Here is a 25,124-nt window from a genome sequence, read left to right on the forward strand (position 1 = left end):
CTAGCCGAGCACTGCCATGCCGACCACCAGCTCCTTTCAGTCCGTCATCGATGCCAACGGCACCAGCCATGGCTTTCTGGTGGACAACGGCCTGCTGCTGCAGTGCCAGTGGAATCCTGAGGCGGGGCGCTGGGAGCAGGGCGAGGCGGTGCCGGGCGCCGTGGGGGGCGACAGCCTCAGCGTGCTCTACCTCGACAAGCTCTGGCCGACGAGTTCCACCTCCAGTTCGGGCACCTGGAATCCGGGCCTGGTGGTGGCCTACCGCACCGGCCGCGGCAACGGCAGTGAGATCCAGGCGGTGTTCGGGCAGTGGAACAGCAACGGCGAGCTGCAGTGGAGCGCTCCGCAGGCACTGACCAGCAATGGCGTCAACGAAAAGGAGTTCAGCCTGGTGGCGGGGGTGAACGGCGGCTTTTCGCTGGTGAGCCAGAAGCAGGAGGAACGGCCTGGAGCCGAGGGCACGGCCACCGGCCTGGGGATCGCCAGGCCCGACACCGAGCTGTATCGGGAGGACTTCGCCCTCCAGCGCGATGCCGACAGCCCCAGCGGCTATGGCCTGCAGGTGGCGGCCGGCAGCAGCCTGCAGGGCCTGGTGCTCAATCCCGCCAGCGCGCCCCTGGCGGCGCCGAGGGTGACCACGGGGGAGGGGATCCAGTTCAACCGCAGCACCCTGGTGTTCAGCGGCAGCAACGCGCTGCCAGGCGCCCTGCCGGGCAGCGGCGTGGGAGGCGCGGTGTGGAGTGGCACCCGCCTGAGCGGCCAGGCGAGCACGGGCGGCAATGGTTTTCTGAACTTTGGCGTGTTGGGGAGGCCTGTGAAGTGGCAGATCAGTGTGCCTCTCTACACCACGGGACGAGATGAGGTGTCTGACATCTACAGCAGGTCTTCGTCTTCGTCTGGTAGTGGCAATGATATCGCGGAATATGGTTCTTCCCAGCCCATACTTTTCAAGCCGATTCGCACGTTTGAGGATTTATATGAAGCGGAAAAGGTGTTCAGTGGTGTTCTTGACGACGAAAGGCCGCGAAGTCGTTCGGTTAAATTTCTCAGCCAAGGCTTGCGCGATAGCGGACTCCTCACGCTCACGGGCCTCCCGTCAATCGGAGGTGATATCTCTAGAGCGACAGGCGGTAGTGGCGACTGGCGCTGGGGCATCTATGGCAGGGGATCGTTCGGCTTGCTCAACACGGGAGAGGGGCCGGCATTTGATAGCTTTACCAAGCTTGCGTTCGTCGTCGCTACAACGGATCAAGTGCGAAGCTTCAGTGACGCGGTCAATTTCATCCTTCGTCGTGATAATTTAACCAAGAAAGTCACCAAGAACTATGCATTCGGTTTTTCAGGATCGGTGGCTTCCGAATTTCTGTATGCCAGTCTGAGCGCCCAGCCCAAGGCGCCGATCAAGGTTGTCAGTCGTGAGGCGCTTGCCGTTGATCTGGGTGCCAGTTATACCCAGAGAAAGTTCGTTAAAACCAGTGATTTTCCGGTCGTTCGGGTCTTCAATATCAAGGGTTCTGATTCCTTTGGCTATCAGTGGGTTCAGACGCTCTCCAATAACGGGTTGCCCATTGCCGGCGCCGGTGGAATCCTGCCCGAAGTGGCGGGATTGGCGGCGGACAGTGCAACCGCGGCTCGCTTTCTCTACAGTATTTATGGATTCACGCAGTTGCGTGGGGAGACGGATGGATTGTCGCGACTTGTCAAGTATAACACCTACGGACTCGCAAGAGAAGATGTGCCTCTCTATAACAGGGACAAGCCGAATACTCTTCTTTATACCAATTTGGCGCTTGGCCTTGTTGGCACGGCCACATCCCTGCTCGCTCCCGTGGGTGTGGCTGTGCGGCAGCCGGCCACTCAGGCCAGCAAGCAGAGCCTGTTCAATGCCACGACGCTGAGTGCCACGGTCGCCTGGAACGGTCTGGGCTTTGAGGCCAATCTTTTTAATAATATTAGCTTCAATGCTGCTTTGGGCCCGGACCGTAATAACGCCTTTTTTAATGACAGGTTTCTCGCTGAAGTCGGCTTCAGTCTCTTGGGCGCCTTCCAGCCGATTCTTCGCTACTCCACCAGCTATACCGCCTCGGGCGATCCCACCGTTGTTCCGGCGCCGCCGTCCGCTTCGGGGCCTGGGCCGCAGGAATCTGCCGGCCTTCCCGGAGAGGATGTGGGTGATGCGCAGCCCGTGGCAGGCACGGACCCTTCGCCTTTTTATTACAACCCCAGCCTCGGATCGACGGCCAGCGACGGGGCGGGCGCCTCAACGCTGAGCAGCACGGTCAGCACGCTCTATTCGTTGGTGGTGTCTGCAGGGCCCACCGACCTGGTCGGCACCAGGCTGTTCCAGCTGAGTGGCAGCAGTGGCCGTGGCTTGAATGATGGCAGCTACACGAATGTGCGCCTGCTGGGTGTGGTGCCGGAGGGCAGCGACAGCTATGCGGAAGCCAGCATTGTGGTGACGGGTGGTGCCATCACCAGCGTGGTGATCACCAAGACGGGCACCTACCTCTACCTGCCCCCCTACAGCACCATCGGCAACACCGGTTCTGCCGGTGAAGTGGTGCTGGTGCCTGAGTTCTATACCGTCAATCCCGCCACCGGCACCAACCTGGCCGACCCCGCTGCCGTGGCCCAGGGCATCGTTGTGCTGCCCACCATCCTGGTGACCACCAACCCTCCGGCTGGAGACCCGCCCGCCCAGCTGAGCAAGACGCCGATCTCCGTGTTCAACCAGGTGAAGGTGGGCTCCGGGGGCTCGGGCTATCCCCTCTGGGATGCCAGCACCGCCACCGCCACGGCCCCCGTGCCCGGTGACAACACCCCCTACACCTACAGCGGCGTCTCCTGCACGATCACTGCGGCCGATGGCTCAGGGCCCATCGCCAATCTGCAGGGTGCCACCACCACCAACGCCACGGTGGTGCTCGTGGCCGGCAAGATCCAGAAGGTGATCCTCGAGCAGCCGTTCTATACCGCGGCCGCGGCCAGTGCGGCTGGCTACAGCCTTGATCTGCAGCTTCCTGCGGATGTTGTGCCCACGGCTGCCGCCAGCCTCAGCCTTACGCCCTCCAGCGCCAGTTACAACAACTTCATTGACGACGGCAGCTTTTCTGCCCAGGCCTTTGCCCCTGGCAGCGAGCCCACCGGCGCCGGCGTCTACATCGCTGCCGGCAACACCGACAGCGCTCCCCTCTTTGCCAATCAGAAGGCGCTGCCGTTGCAGAGCCGCGTGGTGTACCGCGATTCCAAAGGCAACAGCACCTACCTCAATGCCATCAGCTGGATGGCGGCCACCCCAACGCGGCCAGCGTATTGGGGCGTGACCAACAACCGTGCCGTGTTGCCGGTGGATGGCTACCAATCCACCCTGCCGGAGTTCTCCCTCGCCAGCCAGCCGGTGTCCACCCAGGTGAGCAGCACGGGTGAACCGCTGGTGGCCTGGGTGGAAAACCTCACCAGCCAAGGGATTGTGCAACGGGCCGTTCCCTCCGCAGGGGCCAATGGCCTGGAGAGCTACCAGAAATTCATCGGGGACGTCTACAGCAATCAACGCATCGCCTACTCCTACAAGAATGCGCGCGGCGAATGGGAGACCAATCCGCTCTATTACATCCCCGCTGACGGCGCGATCATTCAGAACCTGCAGGTGGTCAACACCACCCCCGTGGGTGCGGGCAGCCCTCAGGTGCTGATGGTATGGACGGAGACCTCGATTGAGGCCATGCAGGGGCTCAAACCCCAGCTCTCCAGCCTGCAGAACGGGTCCATCCCCACGGTGATCAAATCCGCCCAGTTCGACCCCCAGAACGCCCGCTTCTCCACGCCTCAGGTGGTGCCCTGGGATCCCAGCACCGAGGTGGGACTCGGCGTCACCGATCTCAACCTCAGCAGCCAGTGGAGCGTGGCGGCCGACGGCAGCTTGGTGCAGACACCCTCGCTGAGCTGGAGCCAGTACGTCGCCACGCCCTACCAGCTCTCGGTGCTCAACAGCAGCCCCGTCGTCTACGACCCGTTGAATCTGGAGGGTCCCGGGCTCAGCAACAACAACCTCGGCAGCCTCGCCAATTCCCCCCAGACCTTCACCAGTGCCTCCAGCACCGGTCTGCAGTTCGGTGTCGCCGGCGCTCTGCAGATCAACAGTGATGCCGCCGTGCAGAACAGCGATGGCACCGGTGTGCTCAGCATCGGCGTGGGCTCCCTCAATGGCTATGAGCAGGCCCTGGCGGCCCAGTCCGGCGTGGCCAGCACAACCCCAAGTCAAGCCCTGCCCCGCAGTCCTTACAGCCTGGAGTTCTGGGTCAAGGCTCCCGCCGGCAAGAACCCCGAGGGCGCGGGCATGCTCGCGCTGGGCCAACCCTCCGAGGCGGCCGTGGGCGCCGCCGTTCTGCCCGCGGGCTGGTCGCTCACCTCCAGCTTTGTGGTGGAGCAGCTCACCTGGGCCCAGGCCGTCGCCAAGGGCCTGATCGCCAGCAGCGCCATCCCCAGCGGCCAGGAGAATGACCTTTACGGCTACAACTGGGGCCTGGTGGCCGATGGCGCCAACAGCACCGCCAGCGGCGCCAGCAATCCCGGCGGCAGCAACCTCTACAGCAACGCCCTCAGCATCACCAACCTGGTGGCCGGCACTGCCCTGCCCGGTATGGCCCAGTTTCTGGCCAGCTATGGCCTCAGCAGCGATGTGCTGAAGGGGAGCTCCGGGGTCAGTGCCAGTGTTCTGGCCACGGTGCCAGGCACCGCGCTGCAGTTCAACAATGCCCTGGTTGATGGCAGCCCCAGCTCCAGCCTCAATGGCATCGCGGTGGACACGAGTTCGGCCCTGATCAACTCCGGCGTGGTCACCGCCGCCAGCAGCACCTGGACAGATAATGCCAATCTCCAGACGCTGTTCGCACAGCTGTGGTCATATCAGCAGAGCTATGGCAAGCCCAAGGTGAACTTCAGCCTTGATCCTGCCAGCAGCATCGCGCCTTCGGCCTCGACCCCATCCGCCACCGCCCAGGAGCAATACGCGGCCTACGGGCTCAACTTCCAGCTCAACCAATCCACGGCCGTTTCCATCGACGCCAACGGCAAGCTTGTCTTTGATGTGGGCGCTGCTTCCAGTCTTCTCAGCGACGCAGCGATCAATGATGGCAACTGGCACTATGTCGTCGCCACCTACCTGCCGGATTATGTCCTGGCAACGATTGCCGATAAGCAATATCAGGTTCCGCAGCTCACCGGTACGGCCTCGCTCTACATCGACGGCAAGGCTGCCGCCACGCCTCTGGCGATCGATGATGTGTTCTCCCCCACTACGGAGGCCGATTCAGCCCTGCTGCTCTATGGCAATGCCGGTGGCAGCATCGATGAGGTGGCCCTCTACACCACCGCCCTGACGGCGGTGGAGGCCAAGCCAGCCGTCTTCGATCCTCAGAATCCCTGGCCGATGATGTCCGGCAAGGATGCATTGGAACTGGTGCAGGCACTGGGCTACAACATCGCCCAGCTCAATCAGAATCCCGGTGTTGAGATCGGTGCGATCAATCAACACTGGCAGGCACGCAGTGTGGATCCGAATGGTGCCGAAAAGGCCACCTTCACCGCCACCTACGCCACGGATGCCAGCGGCGATGCGGCCTGGACGCAGGCCCAGTCCCTCAACCTGCAGGCCGCCCCCATCGCCACCCTGCCCAGTGCCACGCGGCCGACGCTGGCTGACAATCTGGCGATCGTGACCCTGTCGGGCGGCGACTGGAGCAGTTTCAACCCCGCCCAGCGCACTCTTGCTTCGGTCACTGCGCAATACGGCACGGTGGTCAATGGTGCGTTCACGCCCGTGGGAAGCGCCTTCAACCTGGCGCCCGACCAGATCCTGCTGGGCAACAGCACACTGCAGCAGCTGCAGCCCGCCGGCAGCGACACCAACCTCAGCTACACCTTCCTCACCAATACGCCGGAGCTCAACCTGCTGGTGCCCCTCAGTGAGGAGCTGGCGCTGCAACAGCGGCAAGCAGGCAACACCTATTCCGTCCAATACAAGCTCAATTTCACGCCCAACCTCACCAGCACCACGCCTCCCCCCACGGTGTTGTCGGGCACGGTGACGCCATCGCAGCTGCTGCCGGTGCGGCAGCAGCTCAATCCATCGGCTCTGCAGGGCAAGTCCCTCTACCCCAGCGCCATCGCCACAGCCGATGTGCTCGAGCAGGCCACCAGCCAGCTGCAGTACATCGACAGCGGCGAGGTGATCCAACGCCAGAGCGTGCCATCGGCCTCCACGCCGGGGGCCTTACCCACTCCCGTCCAGGGATTCGGCTACTCCACCATGGCTGGTCGCTACAACAGCGACACCAGCACCCCCTCCGGCTGGCTGGCGATTGCCCAGCCCTTCACCCCCACGGCCGGCAGCAATCCGGCCGGCCGGATCTGGATTCAGTACACCGGCCAGTATCCCAGCAGCGGCAATCCCAGCACCGCTGAATCACCGATCACCTGGCTGAATGCGCTGGCCCGCAGCAGCTTCTCTGATGCGGCACCCAACCTGCCCCTCCTCAACGACGCCCGCAATCCCAGCAGTGGTGGCGGCCTGCTGATCCAGGCGGATCCCACTGCTGGCTGGGGTGGCAACATCGGCAACACGATGCTGGTGGTGGACCTCAACGGCGATGGCAATGATGAGTTGATCATCGCCGCCCCCAACACCAATGCTGGCGGCACTGTTTACATCATCGATGGCAGCTGGATTCAGACGAATCTCGCCACCAATCCTGAGATTCTTGATCTCAGTAATCCCGAAAACCTCGGTGATGTTGTCACCGTGCTCACCCCCGCCGCTGCCGGCGGCCTGCCGGCGGGTGACGACAGCAGCAATGCCCTGTTTGGCACCGCCCTGGCCTTCGATGGCACCGATCTGATCATCGGCGCGCCTGGCTATCAACGGCAGATGGTCAGCGGCGACAACAGCACGGCCGTCAGCATCGGCGCCGTCTATCGCTTCAACACCAAGGTTCAGAGCCTCGGCAGCCTATCCCCCAGGCTCAGTCAGCAGCTGGGGCAGGGCGGCAGTCTCCAGTCCCGCGATCCTCTCGGCGAAACGGTCCTCAGCTACTGGGGTGAGCAGCTCGGCAGTGCCATCACCGCGGCGCCGAACACGGGCGAGGTGGCGATCGCCGCCAGTGGCTATACCGCGGCTCTCCAGTACAGCGGCAAGCAGGCGGTCCAGAACGAGCTGGATGCCAATTCCAGCCCAGGCCCCTTTGGTGATGGGGCGTTGCTGAGGTTGCAGCTTGCTTCCGCGCTCAACACCACGGCGGGCAGCGGCAGCTTTGCGGATGTCGCCAACGCCAGCCAGGGCAACAGTGCCGAAGCCAGCGGCTACATGCAGCGGCTCAAGGCTCTGATGACCGATCCGATCGTCAAAGCCACCGCCTATGCCGATCAGAGCCTCACCGCCAATGCTGTCGGTGCGGTCTACTACTACGCCGCCGGCGCGGCCGCCGACAGCGCGCCCACAGCCACCTTCTATGGCCCTTCGCCCTGGAACACGGGCGCCACTGGCTTCGGCTCCAGCCTGACCCTCGCCGATCTCAACAACACCCAAAGCAAGACCCTGGTGATCGGTGCCGCCAGCAGTGGTGGACCGGGCGCCACCTATTTCATTGCTCCGGAGAAGCTCCCCAGCACGGCCCTGGTCGATGCGAGCAGCGGCAGCCCCCAGTATCTGGCCTATCTCAGTGCCGGCCTCACCCTCTATGGCAATGCCACCACAGACCAATTCGGCTATGGACTTGCCAGCGGTGATGTCAACAACGATGGCTATGACGATGTGCTGATCCAGGCCCCCAATGCCGGCAGCAGCCAGGGTGCCGGCTATCTGGTGTTTGGGACCGACAGCATCGATTACGCCAATGCCTTTCTCGCTGGCAATGGTCCCTACACCGGCACGATCGGTGCCGGTGGCATCGGCTCGGTCAGAAACAATGCCGGCAGCCTGGCCCTGGATGTGCTGGTGGAGTCCAATGCCGTGGCCAACGCTGAGACAGGGCGTGGCAGTTTCAACATCAAGGATGTGGATGGCAATGGCATCCCCGACATCCTGCTTGGCGCCCGTGGTGCAGGCAGCGCCTACATCACCTATGGCAAGGAGTATCTCGCCGACATCAGCAGCTTCCAGCTCAACAAGCTCGCCGGCAATAATGGCTTCATTCTCGAGGGCCTGGCCAGCACCACGCAGGGGTCTCTGCGTTCCATCGGTGATATCAACGGCGACGGCTATGGGGATTTCTTCTCCCGCCAGGACGGCGGCCTGACCAGCACCATCCGCATCGAGCTGGGGGCCTCCACGGATGACATTCTTGCTCAGGCCGCCCAGAGCTTCATCAGCTTCAGTGTCAGTAGTGACACCCAGGTTCTGGCTGCTGGCGATGTGAATGGGGATGGCCTTTCCGATCTGGCCCTGTTCCGCCAGGTGGATGTGCCAGGCGACAACTCCCCCGGCGCCGGCAGCCTCACCGGTCTCTTGTTCGGCGATGTCAACAGCTCGCTCCAGCTGGGCGAGAATGCTGGCCTGCTGGTGGATCCCTACAGCGCCCCGCTCGCTCAGCAGATCACTGACGGCCTCACGGATCAGGCCCCGGCGATGACGGTGGTGGGCGACACCCTCTACAGCGTCGTCAAGGGACTAGGCAACACCAACCTCTACATCAATACCAGCAGAGATGGGGGCAACACCTGGCAGTCGTGGTTTGACATCACCACTGAAAGTCAGGCGGGTGTGGCCACCAATCTGGGTGCCTCGATCGCCTACTTCGATGGCCTCCTGCAGCTGGCCTATGTGGACGCCACGACAGGCACGATCAGCGTCACCAGCCTCAATCCCGATGGCAAACCGGATGGCTGGAGTGCGCCGCAGCGCCTGGCTGGGTTCAGCACCAGCGCACCACCGTTGCTCCTGGATGAGGGATCGCGGCTGGCCCTCTATTGGCTGGGTGAGGCTGGCACCATCCAGCAGTCCTTCTTCACACCTGTCGGCAGCTCCGGCGGCAGCTGGACCAGCCCCCAGGCGATCAGCACGCCCACCGGAGAGCCGATCACCAGCCTCACGGCTCTGGCCGGGGTGGTGACCGACACCCGCACGATCCTGGCCTATGGCGGCAGAAGCACAGACGCCGCCAGCCTCGGTCAGCCCACCGTTGAGCTGATCGCCTCCACGCCGAGTGATCTGGCGTTCACCAGTCTGGAATCGCTGCTCAGTGCCGATCGGGTCGCGGAGCAGGCACCGGGCCTGACGCGCACCAGCACTGGCCTTGCCCTCACCTACACCACCAACGCGGGCTCGGTGCAGCTCGGCACCCTGGATCTGGCCGCGGCCAGCAGCTCCGGCGATGAGCCTGCCTGGAGTTTCGTCAGCGTGGCCGGCCTGAACACCCAGCTGGCCACCACGCCGCTCTTCCACCAAGGGGCCCTGCTGATCAACAGCAGCCTCGCTGCCAGCGATGCGGTTGAGCTCACTGCGATCGGCACCAGCAGTGGCGTCACCTGGCTGAATACCACTGCCGAGCTGGGCGCCGGTCAGGGTCAGAGCCTGAGCCAGCGGGCCGGTGCGGCCAATCCCGTCAACCAGCCGGTGTGGAGTGATGCCATTGGGGGTGCCTCGCCCTCGGCCCCCAGCATGGCCACCAGCGGCGCCACGATCAGTCTTGCCGTCCACGGCACCGACGACCAGATTTACTGGAATCAAAGCACCGATGCGGGCAGCACCTGGAAGGGCTGGGTGGCGTTGCCGCCGGGCATGACCACCTACAAGAGCCCGTCGATTGCTGTGTTCAACGGTGAGCTCTATCTCTGTTATCTGGGCAAAGACAATAATCAGATCAATATCACCCGTTATGTCAACGGATCCTGGGTGAATCAGTATCAGATTCCCGGCCAGTCGGCCACCGCGGCCATGCTGTTGACCGAGGGCGACAAGCTGGCGGTTTACTTCACCGCCAACGATTCCCGCGATCTGATCCTGAAGGCCTACAGCGCCTCCCCATCCAGCAGTTCCGGTTGGAGCACCACGGGGATCAACTATGCCGATGGCACCCAGACGTTACCCCAGACTGCCAGTTCCGCGATTGCCGCCACCCGCTTCAACGGCCAGACCTATCTCGCCTATCTCGGCGGCACCAGGAGCAATCGCAGCAGCACGGTTTACATCACGACCACCCCGGACAGCCAGGTTGACAGCAGCGCGGCCTGGGAGATCCCCTCGACCCTGAATGAGGGCACCACGCCGCCGGTGCTGGCGAATGGCCTGGGCCTGGCGCTCACCAGCAATGGGACGAACCTCGTGCTCAGCTACGCCGACACGGCCAATGGCAACAAGACACAGCTGCTCCGCAGCGGTGATGGCGCCAACTGGGTGGCTGATTTCGGCAGTCTGGCCGCGTTTGACTCCAGCGCAGCGATCGCCCTGGGCTATAGCCAGGCCGCCGGCGCCAGTGCCCCTGCCCTGGTGGCAGCGGCGATCACCTCCTCGGAAGCGATTCAGTTTTTCGGGGCGTTGAACAGCAACAGCCTCAGCGCCAGCGAGACCGCGTCGAGCCTGCAGGCGGTCGGTGATGTGAATGGCGACGGCTACGACGATCTGATGGTCACCTCCGCCAACGTGGGCTACGACCCCACCGGCCGGGGCCAGTTCACCGGCCCTGACGCCAGGCTGTTGAGCACGGCTCGGCTGCTGCTCGGTGCCGCCACGCCCGCGGGCCTGGCCGCCCAGGTTCAGGTGGGTGCCAGCCAGGCTCTGATCCAGGCGTTCGAGGCGCCCGCCCTGGGCACGGAGGCGCCCCTGCTGCGACCGACTGGAGCTCCGAATCCGTCCGCCATGCCGCTGCAGGTGGCGACCTCACTGGCGTTTGCGCAGCGCACCCCCGCCGGCAATCTGCTGAGTCCGTCACGGCCCGTGACGGCGGCCGAGATGCTGGCCAAGGCGGGCGATCCTGCCTCCCTGCTCAAGGTCAGCAACCTGTTGCTTCCCAGTGGCGTGATGCTGCCGGAACCGGCTGCCGCCAGCACGGGTCAGGGGGGGCTGAACAGTGCTGCGGGCTATGGCGATCTCAACGGCGATGGCTATACCGATTACCTCGCCGCCGATGGCCTGCTCAATCCCTATGCCCCCGCCGGCAGCGGCTATGGCGTCTGGAGCATCCGCGCCGCAGGCGATGTCAATGGCAATGGCTGCGACGATGTCTTCCTGGCCCTCAGTCCAGTGGAGACCGCTGGTCAGTTCATCCAGTCGGTGCTCGTGGATGGGGCCCTGTTCCATGTGGTCGACAACCAGTTCAGCCTCAATCAGGCCGGCCTGAGCAGCAGCAGCAGTGGAGCGATCTGGACGACCCCAGGTCTGAAGGCAGCGCTCGATCCCTACACCTATGCCTACAGCGATCCCACCAGCGGCGACAGCATCCCCAGCCTGCAGACCTGGTTTGAAGGGATCCAGAGCTATCAGGGAGCGAGCAGCCTGACGGCAGCGCCGAGCCTGGCGACGGGTGCGATCAGTCCAGCGGGTGGCGTGATTGCCCTGGCCGAGGATGGTTCCGGGCTGATCTTTGCTCCCAGTCCGACCGGGAGCTATAGCTTCGGTACGGTTGCCAACTCCAACTGGCAGGTCAGAAGTCAGGCGCTGAGCTTGCCTGGTATATCCCTCACAAACCTTGCCTGGTTTGAGGGCAAGCTTTACGCCGCCTTCACCAGCACGATTGGCAGTGGTAAAAGTGCCGAGGAGAATGTCATCGGCTTTGCCTACTGCTCCGATCCCACGGCTGCCGATCCTGCCTGGACCGTCATCAGCACGCTCAATGGTGAACAGGCCCTGACAGCGCCTGTTCTTGTGAATGAGGGTTCCTATCTGGCCCTCTACTTCGTGGGTACGGACAGCAAGATTCATTACCTCTTCTCCAACGACCCCTCCAGCCAAACGCAGTCGAGCAGCGGCAGCAGTGGCTCGTCCTGGGGTAGCTCTCTCCAGGCGGGAAGCACCCCGTCAGGCGACACGTTTGTCAATACCAGCGGTGTACTCCGCTATAGCGGCGGTGTGCAGACCAGCTCTGGCCGGCTGACGGCGGCGCGGTTCCAGGGGCGAACGGTGTTGGCCTACTTCAGTGGTACCGACAGCAAGCCGGAAGGCGGCATCGGGATTACGGTGCAGCCCACGGCGACCCCCTGGCTCAACAACAACTGGGGCAACGTGCAGTTCGTCAGCGCCAATGCCACCTCAGGTGGGGGGCTGTCCCTGGCGGCAACGTCCACCCAGCTCTATCTGGCCGCCAATGATGGAGCGTCTTCGCGGCTGTACACGGCAAGCGCCACCCGTTCCAGTTCCAGCAGTGCGCCGGCCTTGAACTGGTCCTCGGGGAAGTCGTTCACCGGTGTTCTCGGGATTCCACAGTTGACAACTGTTGGTGGCCGTCTTGTCTCGACGGTCTATTCAGATGTCAATGGTTATGCGGTCTCGCCGCTCGATCCCAGCCTCGCTGCGGCTGCACAGCAGTCGTTGGCTGGATACTCCATCGACGCCAACCTCGATATCAACGGCGATGGCTTCCAGGATCTGCTGATCAGTGATCCCAGCAATCCCTCGCTTGGTCTGGATAATCAATACGCCATATTTGGCGGTGATTACTTCGACATCGGCACCCTCATCGGCACGCCCGCCGATGATACGCAGATTGGCACCCCGCTGGGTGATGTGATCTATGCACTGGAGGGTTCCGATGTCATCATCAGCAATGGAGGTCGTGATATAATCCTGGCTGGATCCGGTAACGACGCGATCAGCATCATCAATGCGCGCTTCCGCCGCATTGATGGTGGCATCGGCGTGGACAGCCTCCAGCTCGAGGGGCAGGCGAATCAGGACTGGAACTTCAGTCTCAATACGGCCGCCATCAATCCTGCAGCTTTTTCGATTCGTCCGGGTAATCGGCTTCGTTCGATCGAGGCGATCTCCAGTCAGGGCTTTGGCGCTAACACTCTGCAGTTCGATGCAGCAGCCATCAACGCGATCAACAGCAACCACACCGTGTTCCTCACGCCTGATGCCACTGACAGCATCCTGCTCAGTGATGATCTGCAACGAGATCCCTCCCGCGACACGGTGTATTCCGGGCTGCGCTGGAACGCCTATTCCGGCTCCACCAATGCGGCTCTTCTCTATGTGGCCGTTCCCAGTTCGCAGACCGCGCTGACCGCCTCCGGTGAGAACGTCTGGCTGGCGAGCCATGTCGGTGCTGTCGGGCCGCAGGCTCCGGCTGCCGCGCTCTTGGCGGAGGCATCGGTGAGTGGTGAACCGGCCGATCCCCTGCTCCCCAGGGCCATCGCTTCTGAGGTGGATCTCGGCAAGGGCCTCCGCCTGCTGTCCTTCAACGCCTTGGATCCCAGTGATGCGGTTCGCTTCGTGCTTGAGCGATCGGATGCCAGCGGACGTCGGGTGGTCATGTACACCACCACTTCGGTGAACAGCAATGCGGAAGCCGGTATTCATTACACCCCGGTGGTCGGTCTGGTGATCTTCGAGCCTGGCGATTCGCGCCAGGAGATCACGGTGCCGATCAAACTTGAAGCCTTCCAGCGCCTCCGCGGCGGCCGCCTGTCACTGCAGGTCTACGACATGCCCGATGTGGGTCAGAAGAACGCGTGCCATCTGCTGATTCAGCCCGCTGCGCAGGACGATGGCGCCCCGCCGGTGCTCTCAGGCTTCGAGCTCACACCCAGTGCCAGGGGTGATGGCGCCAGCCTGCGCTTCCGGGCCGATGCCAATGGCAGCAGCAGCACGCTCGACAGCCTGCGGCTGACGATCAGCCAACGGCTCACCGCCGATGCCCGTGAGCCGGTTTCCAGCCAGACCGTGTCGGTGCTGGATGCGATCGCCAGCAGTGGATCGCAGGTGCCGGCCTACGACGCGGTGACCGGTGCGCTGGCGCTCGATAACGACGATAGTCATAACGGCCAGATCAGCGGCCATCTGGAGCTGAACTTCTCGGCCGCCAACGGCCAGCCGACCGTGAGCCTGGCGGCGCCCGCACTGCAATGGCAGACACCGCTGCAGCTGTCGGCCGACTTCACGTTCCGCCTCCTGCCTGATGTACCCCTCACCCTGTGGCGCTCCGACACGGGCAGCGAAGCGGTGAGCTTCGGGCTCGAGAGCGGCGGCAGGAGCTTCACCCTGCTGAGCAATGCCTCCGCCGGCAGCGAAGGCAGCCTCGACGCCACCAAGGCTCTCGATGATTCCGCCTTCGGCTGGCAGAGCACGGAGGGCAAGGCCGTGGGCAGCCGCGCTGTCATCCAGGGCCTGTCGCTGGCCGGAACCAGCTGGCGGCCGACGGCCACCCAGGAGGGCCAGGCGCTGAAACTGCTCGACCTGCGTGTCGCCGGTAACCAGATCACCGCCAAGTTTGCGGGAGGTGTGTCGGCCGTGTACGCGCCGCAGGCCACCGGCAGCGCCCCCTCGCCCGCGCCGATCCTGCCGTCGGTGCAGATTCAGCGCCTGGGGAGGTACGAAAACGCCTTCGGCCTCTACGCCGTCGATTCGGTCACCGGTCTGGTTGATGGCCTGGCACCCGGCCATGAGCGTTACCTACAGGCGGCCCTGGCCCGTTCCGAGTCGAGCGGACTGCTGCTCAGTTCTGATCGGCTGCCTGATTTTGGCAAGCAGGTGAGCTTCGAGGATCTGCCGCTGGATCTCAACCGCGCGTACGGGATGCTGTTGCTGGTGGATGGCGATCGCCAGCGAATCTTCTCGTCCTTCGCCGGCGCCAACCCCGATGGTGCCGCCCAGATGATCAGCCTCGGCAGCGCCTCCAATGGCCTTGTGGTGGGCTTCGAGGATCAGTCGATCGCTTTAGGCTCAGGACCCACCGATCACGATTTCAACGACGTGATCGTGACGATCCGCAATGTGACGGTGCCGCTGTTCTGAGCGGCGCCGGCAGCGCCGGTTTCTGGGTTGATCCAGCGGCCGGCGGCCGGGTTTTCGAGGGGCGCCGGCCTCTCTTCTCCGCCTGCCGGGCACGCCATCCCCACGGTTGGCTGTGCTGCTTCGGGACCGTGCCTGAGCAGAGGTCGACCGGCTGGTGGTTCGGGGGCTGGCCGGAATGGTGGGTTTCAGGGTCTTCAACCGAGTCCGAGCCGGGATTCGACCCAGGATGGGGCGTGCACCTGCCCGGTCTGGGCCTCGCTGCTGCATCCCCTCGCTCAAGCTGCGTTCCCTCCGCCGGCTGGATGGCCCCGTGACGGCGTTCTCACTGTTGTGCTGCCGTGCCATCGTCCGCCAGGCGCCCACTGTCACGCCACAGCTGCCACGCCACGGCTTCCACGTCACAGCCCCCCACGCCACAGCCCCACCGCGATGATCATCCTCGGCATCGATCCCGGCCTGGCCCGCGTCGGCTACGGCGTGATCGAGGTGCAGGAGCGAAGCGCGACTGGGGGGGCGGGCAGTCAGCGGCTGCTCGACTGCGGCATCATCCGCACCGAACCGGGCCGCAGCGAGGGGGAGCGGATGGTGGAGATCGCCCGCGACCTGCGGGTGTTGATCCGCACCTGGAAGCCCCAGCTGGCGGTGGTGGAGAAGTTTTTCTTCTACCGCTCCAGCACCACCATCGCCGTGGTGCAAGCCAGAGGAGTGTTGATGATGACCCTGGCCCGCTTTGGCGTGGCGGTGGTGGAGTTTCCGCCGATGCAGATCAAGCAGGCCCTCACCGGCCATGGCCACGCCCAAAAGGATGAGGTGCTCGAAGCGGTGATGCGGGAGCTCAACCTCGACACCCCGCCCCGCCCCGATGACGCCGCCGATGCCCTAGCCGCCGCCCTCACCGGCTGGTTCCAGCGGTGAGCGCCAAAGCCAGCCTGCGGCGCCACTTTCGACCCCTGCGCCAGACCCTGCTCGAATCTGTGGAGGCCGCGATCGTGGCCCAGGCCCGCCAGCACGTTCCCGCCCTACTGCCCGCCGGCCGAGCCCTGGGCCTCTACTGGCCCCTGCCCGGCGAGGTCGACCTGCGCTCGCTGCAGGCCCTACTGCCCAACCAGCTGGCCCTGCCGGCGATTATCGCCGCCCCAGGCGATCCGGCGGCCCGGCTGGTGTACCGCCCCTGGCGTGCCGGCGACCCCCTGGAGCCCGATAGCTGCCGCATCCCGGCACCGCTGGCCGGAGCCGGGGAGCTGCCAGCCCAGGCGCTGGGGCTGCTGCTGGTTCCGGCTCTGGCCTGCGATGCGGCGGGCATCCGCCTGGGCTACGGCGGCGGCTGGTACGACCGGCTGCGGGCCGACCCCACCTGGGCCCAAGTGCCGGCGCTGGCGGTGCTGCCCCGCGGCTGCCGGGTTGAGCAGCTGCCGCGCGACCCCTGGGATGTGCCCCTGCAGGGCTGGATCGATGAAGAAGGCCTCGGGCACTCTTCTTGGGGGAACCCTTCTTGAGGGCACTGTTCTTGAGGGAACCCTTCTTGACAATGCCTTTACACGGGACGCACTGCGAGCAGCTATTTGCCAGGATCACCTCATAGAACAGGCCACGCCTTGGATCTCAAAGCTTTTACTGCTCCCTGCAGCTACGCCTCGGTCCCAGAGAGGGTCTTGGCTGCCGAACTTCAGGAGCGCGGCCAAAGCCACGACGCCCTCTCGATGATGGTGAGCTCGATGGTGCGGATGGTGCAGGCCGGCAAAAGTAGCGATAGTCGTTGGCAAGCTTCCTGATTCAGCCATGAATCTGCGTGTAATTCCGGCCCTGCTGCTGCTTTTCAGCGCCGCCCCGGCCCATAGCCACGCGATTGAAAGCAGCCTGGAGCGCCTGAGCAGCCTCACGGACCAACTGGTGCTCGACAGCCGTTTCGGCAATGGGGAACCCGCCGATGATGCGGTGGTGAGGCTGGTGCCACCCAACGGTGAACCGATCGAAGTAGGTCGCACCGATGCCCGTGGCCAACTCCGCTTCCAGCTGCCTAGCAATGCAACCTCCGCCTGGGAACTGCAAGTAGACCGCGGCCCAGGCCACCGCGACTATCTCGAGCTACCAGGGGCAGCACCGGCCCTTTCAACGGGCTTCAACAGCTCCAGACCAGGGCAAGGGATCCGAACAGGGCAGGGAATGGGAGCCAGCCATGGGCTGGCCTTGCTCGGCCTCAGTGCCGCAGCAGGCGCCCTGGGAGGAGCCCTGAGCTGGCGCCGCCGCGGCGGCCGGCGCTGATGAGCATTGCCCCCAGTGGCAGCCCGGCCCTCGACCGCATGGTGGAGCGACTCGCCAGCACCAGCGATCCCCGCCGCCGCTACGAATACGTGCTTTGGCTGGCCAAAAAGCTCGAGCCCCTGCCCGATGAATTTCGCCACGACGCCTTCAAGGTGAAGGGCTGCGTTTCGCAGGTATTTGTGGTGGCGGAGTTAGTCGATGGCGCCCTGCACTGGCGCGGTGACTCCGACGCCGCCATCACCAAGGGACTGCTGGCCCTGCTGATCGAAGGGCTCGAAGGGCTGACACCGCAGCAGGCCACCTCCATCGATCCGGCCTTCATCGCCGCCACCGGCCTGCAGGCCAGCCTGACTCCCTCAAGGGCGAACGGCTTTCTCAACATCCTGCGGCTGATGCAGGCCCAGGCCCAGTCCTTGGCGGCCACCCCCTAGGCAAAGCCAGTTGATTTCTAGGATCGACAAATTGATACCCCCCAACGAATGACCATCGGCATCGGCTTGCTCGGGCTCGGCACGGTGGGGGCTGGTGTGGCAGCCATCCTGGCGACCCCTGCCGGCCGCCACCCGCTGGTGGGCGAACTCGAATTGCGGCGGGTGGCCGTGCGCGACCTGAACCGGCCTCGCACGGTGGAATTGGCAGCCGAACTGCTCAGCACCGACCCAGAAGCCGTGGTCGACGACCCGGCGGTCGACATCGTGGTGGAGGTGATGGGTGGGCTGGAGCCGGCCCGCTCCCTGATCCTGCGGGCGATTGCGGCCGGCAAACCGGTAGTAACAGCCAACAAGGCCGTAATTGCGCGCTACGGCGAGGAGATCGCCGCCGCCGCCGCCCGCAGTGGGGTGTACGTGCTGATCGAAGCCGCAGTAGGTGGCGGCATCCCGATCATCGAGCCCCTGAAGCAGTCCCTGGGAGCCAACCGGATCCAGCGGGTGAGCGGCATCATCAACGGCACCACCAACTACATCCTCAGCCGCATGGCGGCAGAGGGAGCCGCCTACCCAGACGTGCTGGCTGACGCCCAGCGGCTGGGCTACGCCGAAGCCGACCCCGCCGCTGATGTGCAGGGGGGAGATGCAGCCGACAAGATCGCAATCTTGGCTGGCCTGGCCTACGGCGGTCCGGTGCCCCGCGAGGCCATCCCAACGGAGGGGATCGACCAGCTCGATGCCCGCGACATCGCCTACGCCGAGCAGCTTGGTTATGTGGTGAAGCTTTTGGCCGTGGCCCAGGCGATGCCTAATGAGCAAGCCATGCCGGGCGAGCAAGCCGAGCAGCTCCTCGATGTGCGCGTCCATCCCACCCTGCTGCCCAAGGCCCATCCGCTGGCCGGGGTGAACGGGGTCAACAACGCGATCCTGGTGGAGGGAGACCCCGTGGGCCAGGTGATGTTCTACGGGCCTGGGGCTGGAGCAGGACCCACCGCATCGGCGGTGGTGGCCGACATTCTCAACATCGCCGGCATCCGCCAGGCCACTGGCGATAGGGGAACTCAGGCGCCCCTCGATCCCCTGCTGGCAGCTGGCAGCTGGCGCGACTGCCGCCTGGTAGAGAGCGCCGTAACCAGCCACCGCAACTACTTGCGGCTGCGCACCAGCGACCGGGCCGGCGTGATCGGTGCGATCGGCACCTGCTTTGGCGATGCGGGGGTGTCGATTCAATCGATAGTGCAGTTCGAAACCCAGAGCGCCGGCGGCGCCGAAATCGTGGTGATCACCCACGAGGTTTGCGAAGCCAACTTCCGCCAGGCCCTAGCCGCAATCGAGGCCCTGTCTGACGTTCAGGCCGTGGCCGCCTGCCTGCGCACCCTGTAGCAGCGGGCCTGATTGACTCCATCAGGTCTCCAAATCGCCATCAACTGGCCACTGGGGCCAGCGGCAGGCCACAGTGGGTGCATAAATCGAAAGTAATTATTAAGACCCCAGCGGGGTCCGATCTGGAGGGGCTAGCTGCTGCGGCAAGCCCTGTCGAGATCCCCACACCCAGGTCGATGTTTGTAGCGAGGCGAACAGTGTTTAGCCCCTGTCCCCCGCAGCATCTGCCCAGCAAGCACCAATCAGTTAACCCCTAATCCCATGAACGGCCCCACCTGCTCCAGTGCCCAGGCCTCGAGCACATTCAACCTTCACCAAGGCGCCTGCGTGCAGCTTGAAAGCGATGAGCAGCTCTACCAAGTGATTGGCGTCGACGACCACCACGACCGCTGCTGGCTGCGCCGCTGGCCCCTGGCGCGCCAGGGATCTGAAGTGTTTGAAATTTCCCTGCAACAGGTGCGCCCTGCCTGGCCTCATCGGTCTTGAATGGCGTTGATTTGACTGCCGCCCCTTGCCCCGCGCTCCGCGGCTGAACCAAACCCTGGCGGCAGCCCTGCTGACCAGCGCCCTGGCAGCTGGTCTGGCTCTTTCCGGCTGCCGGCCCGAGCACGAGGCGTCGGCCAACCGGCTGGTAGTTGCCAGCAAAAACCGCATCGACACGGTTGATCCCGGCGGCGCCTACACCTTCGGCGCCATGCAGCTGCTGAGCGCGATCGGCGATCCGCTCTATGCGATCAATACCGCTGGCCAGCTGGAGCCGCGCCTGGCAGTGGCGCTGCCCAAGCTGAGCGCCGACGGGCTCAAGGCCCAGGTGCAGCTGCGCCAGGGCGTGCGCTTCCACGACGGCACGCCGTTCAATGCCGCGGCCATGGTGTTCAGCCTGGAGCGCTTCCTAGCTATCGGCAAGCTCAGCTACCTGCTGGGCGATCGGGTAAGCGCAGCGCGGGCCGTGGGTCCCTACACAATCGAGCTGACGCTCAAGCGCCCCTTCAGCCCCCTAGCCGAGCTGCTCAGCGCCGTCAACCTGACGCCCCTCTCCCCCAGCGCCTACAAAAACCACCGCAATCGCTTCCTCAATGACCGCTTCGTGGGCACCGGGCCCTACCGGCTCAGCTTCTTCACAGGCCAGCAGCAACGCTTAGAGCCGTTTGCGGGGTATTGGGGGGCCAAACCCGCCAATGGCGGTATCGACCTGGTGTCGCTCAGTAATTCCACCGCCCTCTACGGCGCCCTGCAGAGCGGCGAGGTGGATGTGCTGCTCTCGACCAGCCTCGAAATCGACCAGCAGGCCGCCTTGCAACGCCAGGCTGCAGCTGGCAGCCTGCAGGTGGGCAGCGGTCCGGCACTGGAGATCGGCTACCTCACCATGCTCACCGACCAGCCGCCCCTCAACGATCCCCGGCTACGCCAAGCAGTGGCCTACAGCCTCGATCGCAACACCATCAGCCGCCGGGTAACCCTGGGCCTGCGGCCGCCCCTGCGCGAGCTGGTACCCCCCAGCCTCAAGGGCTCCGACCCCCAGGCCTGGCCCAGCTACAACCCAGCCAAGGCCCGCCAGCTCTACCGCCAGGCCGGTTACTGCCAGGGCAAGCGCCTGGCCCTGCCGCTCACCTTCCGCTCCAACATCCCCGCCGACCGGATGTTTGCCCTCACCTGGCAGGCCCAGCTGCAGCAAGATCTGGGCGATTGCGTTGAGCTCGAGGTGACCGGCATGGAGGCCACCACCGCCTACCGCCAGCTGGGGGAAGGGGCCTTCCCCCTAATCCTGCTGGAGTGGATGGGCGACTTTCCCGATGCCGACAACTACCTGGTGCCCTTGCTGGGCTGTGAGGAAGCCCAAGGGGAGCGCTGTCTCAAGGGGGCCAGCGCCGCCAGTGGCAGTTTCTGGGCCAAACCCGGCCTGCAACAAGACCTGGAGCGCAGTGCTTCCGTAGCCGGCCCCGCCCGCGCCGCCCTGTTGCGCCGCATCCAGCGCCAAACGGCAGCCGCCAACCCCTACCTACCGGTGTGGCTGGTGGCACCGCGGGCCTGGGCCAAGCCCAGCATCAGCCAGCCCCGTTTCGATGGCTCCGGCCGCCTATTGCTACAGGAATTGACCCGTAAGCACACCCCCCAAGGGAGCACCAAACCATGAGCCGCCGCCGGGCCCTTTTGCGCTACCTGGCCGCCCGGCTGGCGCTGGCGCCATTGATGTTGTGGCTGATCGCCAGCCTGGTTTTTCTGCTGCTGCGGCTGGCGCCAGGGGATCCGATCGACGCCCTGCTCGGCACCCGCGCTCCCGAAAGCGCCCGCGCTGCGCTGCGGGCCCAGCTGGGCTTGGATCAACCATTGCTGCACCAATACGGCAGCTTCCTGGGCAAATTGCTGCATGGCGACCTGGGCGCCTCGCTCACCAACCAGGAACCGGTGACGGAAGTGATTCGACAAAGCCTGCCGGCCTCCCTGGAGCTGGGGGTGGTGGCCCTGCTGCTGGCTGCCGTTGTGGGTATAGCGGTGGGCTTTTCCGGCATTGCCCGCCCGGAAGGCAAGCTCGATCTAGCCGGCCGGCTCTACGGCATCGGCACCTACGCCCTACCGCCCTTCTGGGCCGCCATGGTGGTGCAGCTGGTGTTTGCGGTGTGGCTCGGCTGGCTGCCGGTGGGGGGGCGCTTCCCGCCCACCTTGCTGCCGCCCGAGGGCAGCGGCTTCTACCTATTTGACAGCCTGCGCAGTGGCCTGGCCACGGGCGAATGGCAGCAGCTGCTTGGGAGTGTGCGCCATCTGGTGCTGCCAGCGGCCACCCTGGGCCTATTGCTCAGCGGTATCTTCGCCAACTCGCTGCGACTCAATCTGCGCCGCAGCCTCGGCTCCGATTACGTGGAAGCAGCCCGCAGCCGTGGCCTGGGCGAGGCCCGGGTGGTGCTGCGCCACGCCCTGCCCAATGCCCTGCTGCCGGTGCTCACGATCACGGGCATCACCGTGGCGTCGCTGATCGGCGGAGCGCTGCTGATCGAGGTCACCTACTCCTGGCCCGGCATCGCCTTCCGGCTGCAGGAAGCGATCGGCCAGCGCGACTACCCGCTGGTGCAGGGCATCGTGGTGGTGGTGGCCGGCCTGGTGGTGCTGGTGACGGTGCTGGTGGATCTACTGGTGGCCGTGCTCGATCCGCGCATCAAGTTCTGAGGCTTGTCTCTGAGGCTCAACCCTGAGCCTTGTCTCTGAGGCTCAACCCTGAGCCTTAAACCTGAGCTTCAAACCTGAGTCTTAAACTTGCAAAATCCTTGCAAATCGGGAGCCTTGCTCCTGAAATGCAAGGATAAATAGTGTGGAAAAGCAGAGGAACCTGTGCTGCAGCGGCAGAAGCTGGCCTTGGTGCGCGAGCGGCTGAATCAGTTTCCCGCCGTGGCTCTGCTGGGCCCCAGGCAGGTGGGCAAAACGACGCTCGCGGAACAGATCGCCGCTGATCAAACGAGTCTCTATCTCGATCTGGAATCGTCAGGCGATCGAGCCAGGCTGAGCGACCCCGAGCTGTATCTGAGCAGCCATGCCGACAAGCTGGTGATCCTGGATGAGGTGCAACGGCTGCCCGAGCTGTTTGCCGTGCTGCGGGGCCTGATCGACCAGGGCCGCCGCAGCGGCAGGCGGAGCCATCGCTTTCTGCTGCTGGGTTCCGCCTCCCTCGATCTGCTGCGCCAATCGAGCGAATCTCTGGCGGGACGCATCGCCTACCTGCAACTGGAGGGTTTCAACCTGCTGGAGGTGGGAGCACCGCAGCAGGAGCTGCTGTGGATTCGCGGCGGCTTTCCGGAGAGCTTTCTGGCCGGTGATGAACCCGGCAGCGTGATCTGGCGCAGCAACTTCATTCGTACCTACCTAGAGCGGGACATTCCCCAGCTCGGTGCTCGGATCCCAGCGGAAACCCTGCGGCGCTTCTGGACCATGCTGGCCCACGACCAGGGAGGCCTCCTAAACACCGCCCAGCTGGGCCGGGCGCTGGGAGTGGATGGCAAAACGGCCGCTCGCTACCTAGATCTGCTGGTTGACCTGCTGCTGGTGCGACGTCTGCCACCATTCCACAGCAACACCGGCAAGCGGCTGGTGAAATCACCCAAGGTGTATGTGCGGGACAGTGGCGTGCTGCACACCCTGCTGGGCCTGGACAACCGGGAAGCGGTCCTGGGCCACCCGGTGGCCGGCGGCAGCTGGGAGGGCTTCGTGATCGAGCAGCTGCTCAGCGTCGCTCCCGAGCGCACACAGGCTTGCTTCTACCGCAGCGCTGCCGGAGCTGAAATGGACCTGGTGCTGGATCTGCCTGGGCCCGAGCGCTGGGCGATCGAGGTGAAACGCGGCCTGGCCGCGAAACCAGGCAAGGGGTTCCATCAGGCCCGGGCCGACCTGCAGCCAAAGCGGAGCTTCCTGGTTTACGCCGGTGAAGAGCAATACGGCATCGGCGATGGAATCGAGAGGATCAACCCCAGCCAGCTCTGCACCTTGCTGCAGGCCAGCCGCTGAAGCTCACTCCGCCGGCAGCAACCCCTGCCAGCGGCGAGCCTGGTGGCGATCGAGCACATAGGCCCGGACGCCGTCCTGTTCGCGCCGCTGGGGGGAAAGCAGCAATGGATGCTCAAAGCCCTGCAGAAATTCGCTGGTGACGTTGAGCAGCAGCGCCTGCACCTTCAGGGGCTCGATGCCCACCAGCTCCTCACCGAGTCGAAACAACGCTTCGCCGCGGTTGTCGATACGCACCGGTGAGAAATGGCTGGCTCCCTCCACCAGCACCAGCCGGCTGTGGGGATGGGTGGCTCCAGCAAACACGGCCAGCTGCTCCTGCACCGGAGGCGTCACCAGATCGAGACTGCCGCCCACCAGCAGCACAGGCACGTTGAGGTCTTGCAGGCCGCGGTGGGGCCAAAGCAGGCTGCCGAAACCATTGAAGGCAACCACTCCCAGCAAGGGCGTGGCCTGGGACCGCAAGGGGCCTGCGCTGGCGTCGCCATCACCGGTGATCCGAGGCAGCTGGCACTGGAGCAGCCGCGACAGGTTGGTGAGCGGCAAGGACGCCAAGGCCAGCTCACAACGGCGACCAAGTCCCCGCTCCGGCACCAGGCCAGCCCCCATCAGCGCAGCCAGGCCACCAAGCGAGTGCCCCCCCAGCACCACTCCCTGCTCCCCCGCAGGCGCCGGGCCCAAAGCAGGCAGCTGCCCCTCCCGCTGGGCCTCAAGCACGGCCTGCAGATCTGCCAGGCGCTGGGGCAGGGTTTCGGCCCCGGGCGGTGGGGCATCACCAAGCAGCGACGCCTGCAGTGCCTGCTGGTCGCTGCCGGGATGGACCACCACCAAGACGGGCCAACCCCGGTCGGCCAGAGCCGCCGCCAACCAGCTGAGCTGGTCGGCGCTGCCGCCCAGGCCCGGCATCAGCAGTAGCCAAGGGCCACGGCGGGCCTGCTGGGCAGGCCATAGCTCCAGAGGCAGGGGCGCCACCCGATGGGGCACCGGCAACTGCAGGCGCTGGGGCTGGCGCCGCACGGCGCTCGTAAACCCCAAAGGACTGGAGCTACGCCGGGGCAGGGGCAGCTGGCGCAACCGCTGGAGGGCAGTGTTTTGCCGCTTCAGCTGGCTGCGCCACTGTCCAGCCAGCTGAAGCGCCCCATCGAGGCGCAGGGTGACGCTGGCCACAGGCAGGGCCCGCAGCAGCTCCAGGGCGGAGACGCTGCTCTGCCGTTCCAGCAACTGACGCAGGCTGCTGAGCAGCAGCGGTGCCGTGCTGCGGTCAGCAGGGCCAATGGTCAGCAGGCTGCCGGCTTCTTTAAGCATCTGCTCACCGGTCCAGCTGTTGAGCAGCTGCAGCCCAAAGCTGCGATCCCGCAGCAGCGGCGCCTGCAGCAAGCGGACCAGGTCGCGGCGACTCTGGGAATCCAGCAGCGTGAGCCACGCTTGCAGACCATTCCCTGCCTGCTCGGGCTGGCGAGTCCAAGACTCCAGGGCCACCAGGTCGATGGGCAGCTCCAGGCCATCGAGTTGCAGCACCAACTCCTCGGCAGCCCAAGCAGGCATGCAGCCCAGGGCCAGAGCTCCGGCAAAGCAACACCAAAGGCGGAACGAGCGGCGAGCCAAGGCCAAAGGCAAGGGTT

Annotated in this window: 12 protein-coding genes; 11 read left to right on the forward strand and 1 reads right to left on the reverse strand. The window is 64.9% G+C overall.

Going from position 1 to position 25,124, the window contains the following annotated elements; genetic code table 11:
• The first annotated feature begins 16 nt into the window (after positions 1 to 16).
• The 11 genes from KBY99_RS08660 to KBY99_RS08710 all read left to right on the forward strand — a co-directional run bounded on the left by KBY99_RS08660 (position 17) and on the right by KBY99_RS08710 (position 23,505).
• Complete coding sequence (locus KBY99_RS08660) at positions 17 to 14,941, forward strand: DUF4114 domain-containing protein (protein WP_254998577.1); 14,925 nt, start codon at positions 17 to 19, stop codon at positions 14,939 to 14,941.
• A gap of 429 nt (positions 14,942 to 15,370) precedes the next feature.
• A complete protein-coding gene (gene ruvC / locus KBY99_RS08665; RefSeq protein ID WP_254998578.1) occupies positions 15,371 to 15,856 on the forward strand; it encodes a crossover junction endodeoxyribonuclease RuvC in 486 nt (161 codons plus the stop codon).
• The gene (locus KBY99_RS08670; protein ID WP_254998579.1) at positions 15,853 to 16,437 is read left to right on the forward strand and encodes a 5-formyltetrahydrofolate cyclo-ligase; all 585 of its coding nucleotides are present in this window, start codon (positions 15,853 to 15,855) and stop codon (positions 16,435 to 16,437) included. Before ruvC ends, KBY99_RS08670 begins: the two co-directional genes overlap by 4 nt.
• Positions 16,438 to 16,536: 99 nt before the next feature.
• On the forward strand, positions 16,537 to 16,713 hold the full coding sequence (locus tag KBY99_RS08675) for a hypothetical protein (RefSeq protein ID WP_193486089.1): 177 nt from the start codon (positions 16,537 to 16,539) through the stop codon (positions 16,711 to 16,713).
• A 7-nt stretch (positions 16,714 to 16,720) separates the two neighbouring features.
• Positions 16,721 to 17,203, forward strand: a complete 483-nt coding sequence (locus tag KBY99_RS08680; protein ID WP_254998580.1) for a hypothetical protein — start codon at positions 16,721 to 16,723, stop codon at positions 17,201 to 17,203.
• Positions 17,203 to 17,634: a SufE family protein gene (locus KBY99_RS08685; RefSeq protein WP_254998582.1), complete on the forward strand. Its 432-nt coding sequence runs from the start codon at positions 17,203 to 17,205 to the stop codon at positions 17,632 to 17,634. The genes KBY99_RS08680 and KBY99_RS08685 overlap by 1 nt, the downstream gene beginning before the upstream one ends.
• 48 nt (positions 17,635 to 17,682) lie before the next feature.
• Positions 17,683 to 19,014, forward strand: a complete 1,332-nt coding sequence (locus KBY99_RS08690; protein WP_254998583.1) for a homoserine dehydrogenase — start codon at positions 17,683 to 17,685, stop codon at positions 19,012 to 19,014.
• A gap of 261 nt (positions 19,015 to 19,275) precedes the next feature.
• Positions 19,276 to 19,500 carry a hypothetical protein gene (locus KBY99_RS08695; protein WP_254998584.1) on the forward strand — a complete coding sequence of 75 codons (225 nt, stop codon included), beginning with the start codon at positions 19,276 to 19,278 and terminating at the stop codon, positions 19,498 to 19,500.
• Between the two features lie 208 nt (positions 19,501 to 19,708).
• Positions 19,709 to 21,148 (forward strand): ABC transporter substrate-binding protein, encoded by a 1,440-nt coding sequence (locus tag KBY99_RS08700; protein WP_409996553.1) that lies wholly within the window; start codon positions 19,709 to 19,711, stop codon positions 21,146 to 21,148.
• Complete coding sequence (locus tag KBY99_RS08705) at positions 21,145 to 22,176, forward strand: ABC transporter permease (protein WP_254998588.1); 1,032 nt, start codon at positions 21,145 to 21,147, stop codon at positions 22,174 to 22,176. Before KBY99_RS08700 ends, KBY99_RS08705 begins: the two co-directional genes overlap by 4 nt.
• A gap of 162 nt (positions 22,177 to 22,338) precedes the next feature.
• On the forward strand, positions 22,339 to 23,505 hold the full coding sequence (locus tag KBY99_RS08710) for an ATP-binding protein (protein WP_254998590.1): 1,167 nt from the start codon (positions 22,339 to 22,341) through the stop codon (positions 23,503 to 23,505).
• Between the two features lie 3 nt (positions 23,506 to 23,508).
• On the opposite strand, the gene KBY99_RS08715 is transcribed toward KBY99_RS08710, so the two are convergent.
• Positions 23,509 to 25,047, reverse strand: coding sequence for an alpha/beta hydrolase (locus KBY99_RS08715; RefSeq protein WP_254998591.1), 1,539 nt, complete (start codon positions 25,045 to 25,047; stop codon positions 23,509 to 23,511).
• Between the last annotated feature and the right edge of the window lie 77 nt (positions 25,048 to 25,124).

Origin of the sequence: Cyanobium sp. Maggiore-St4-Cus (assembly GCF_024345615.1) — a bacterium.
Classification (GTDB): domain Bacteria; phylum Cyanobacteriota; class Cyanobacteriia; order PCC-6307; family Cyanobiaceae; genus Cyanobium_A; species Cyanobium_A usitatum.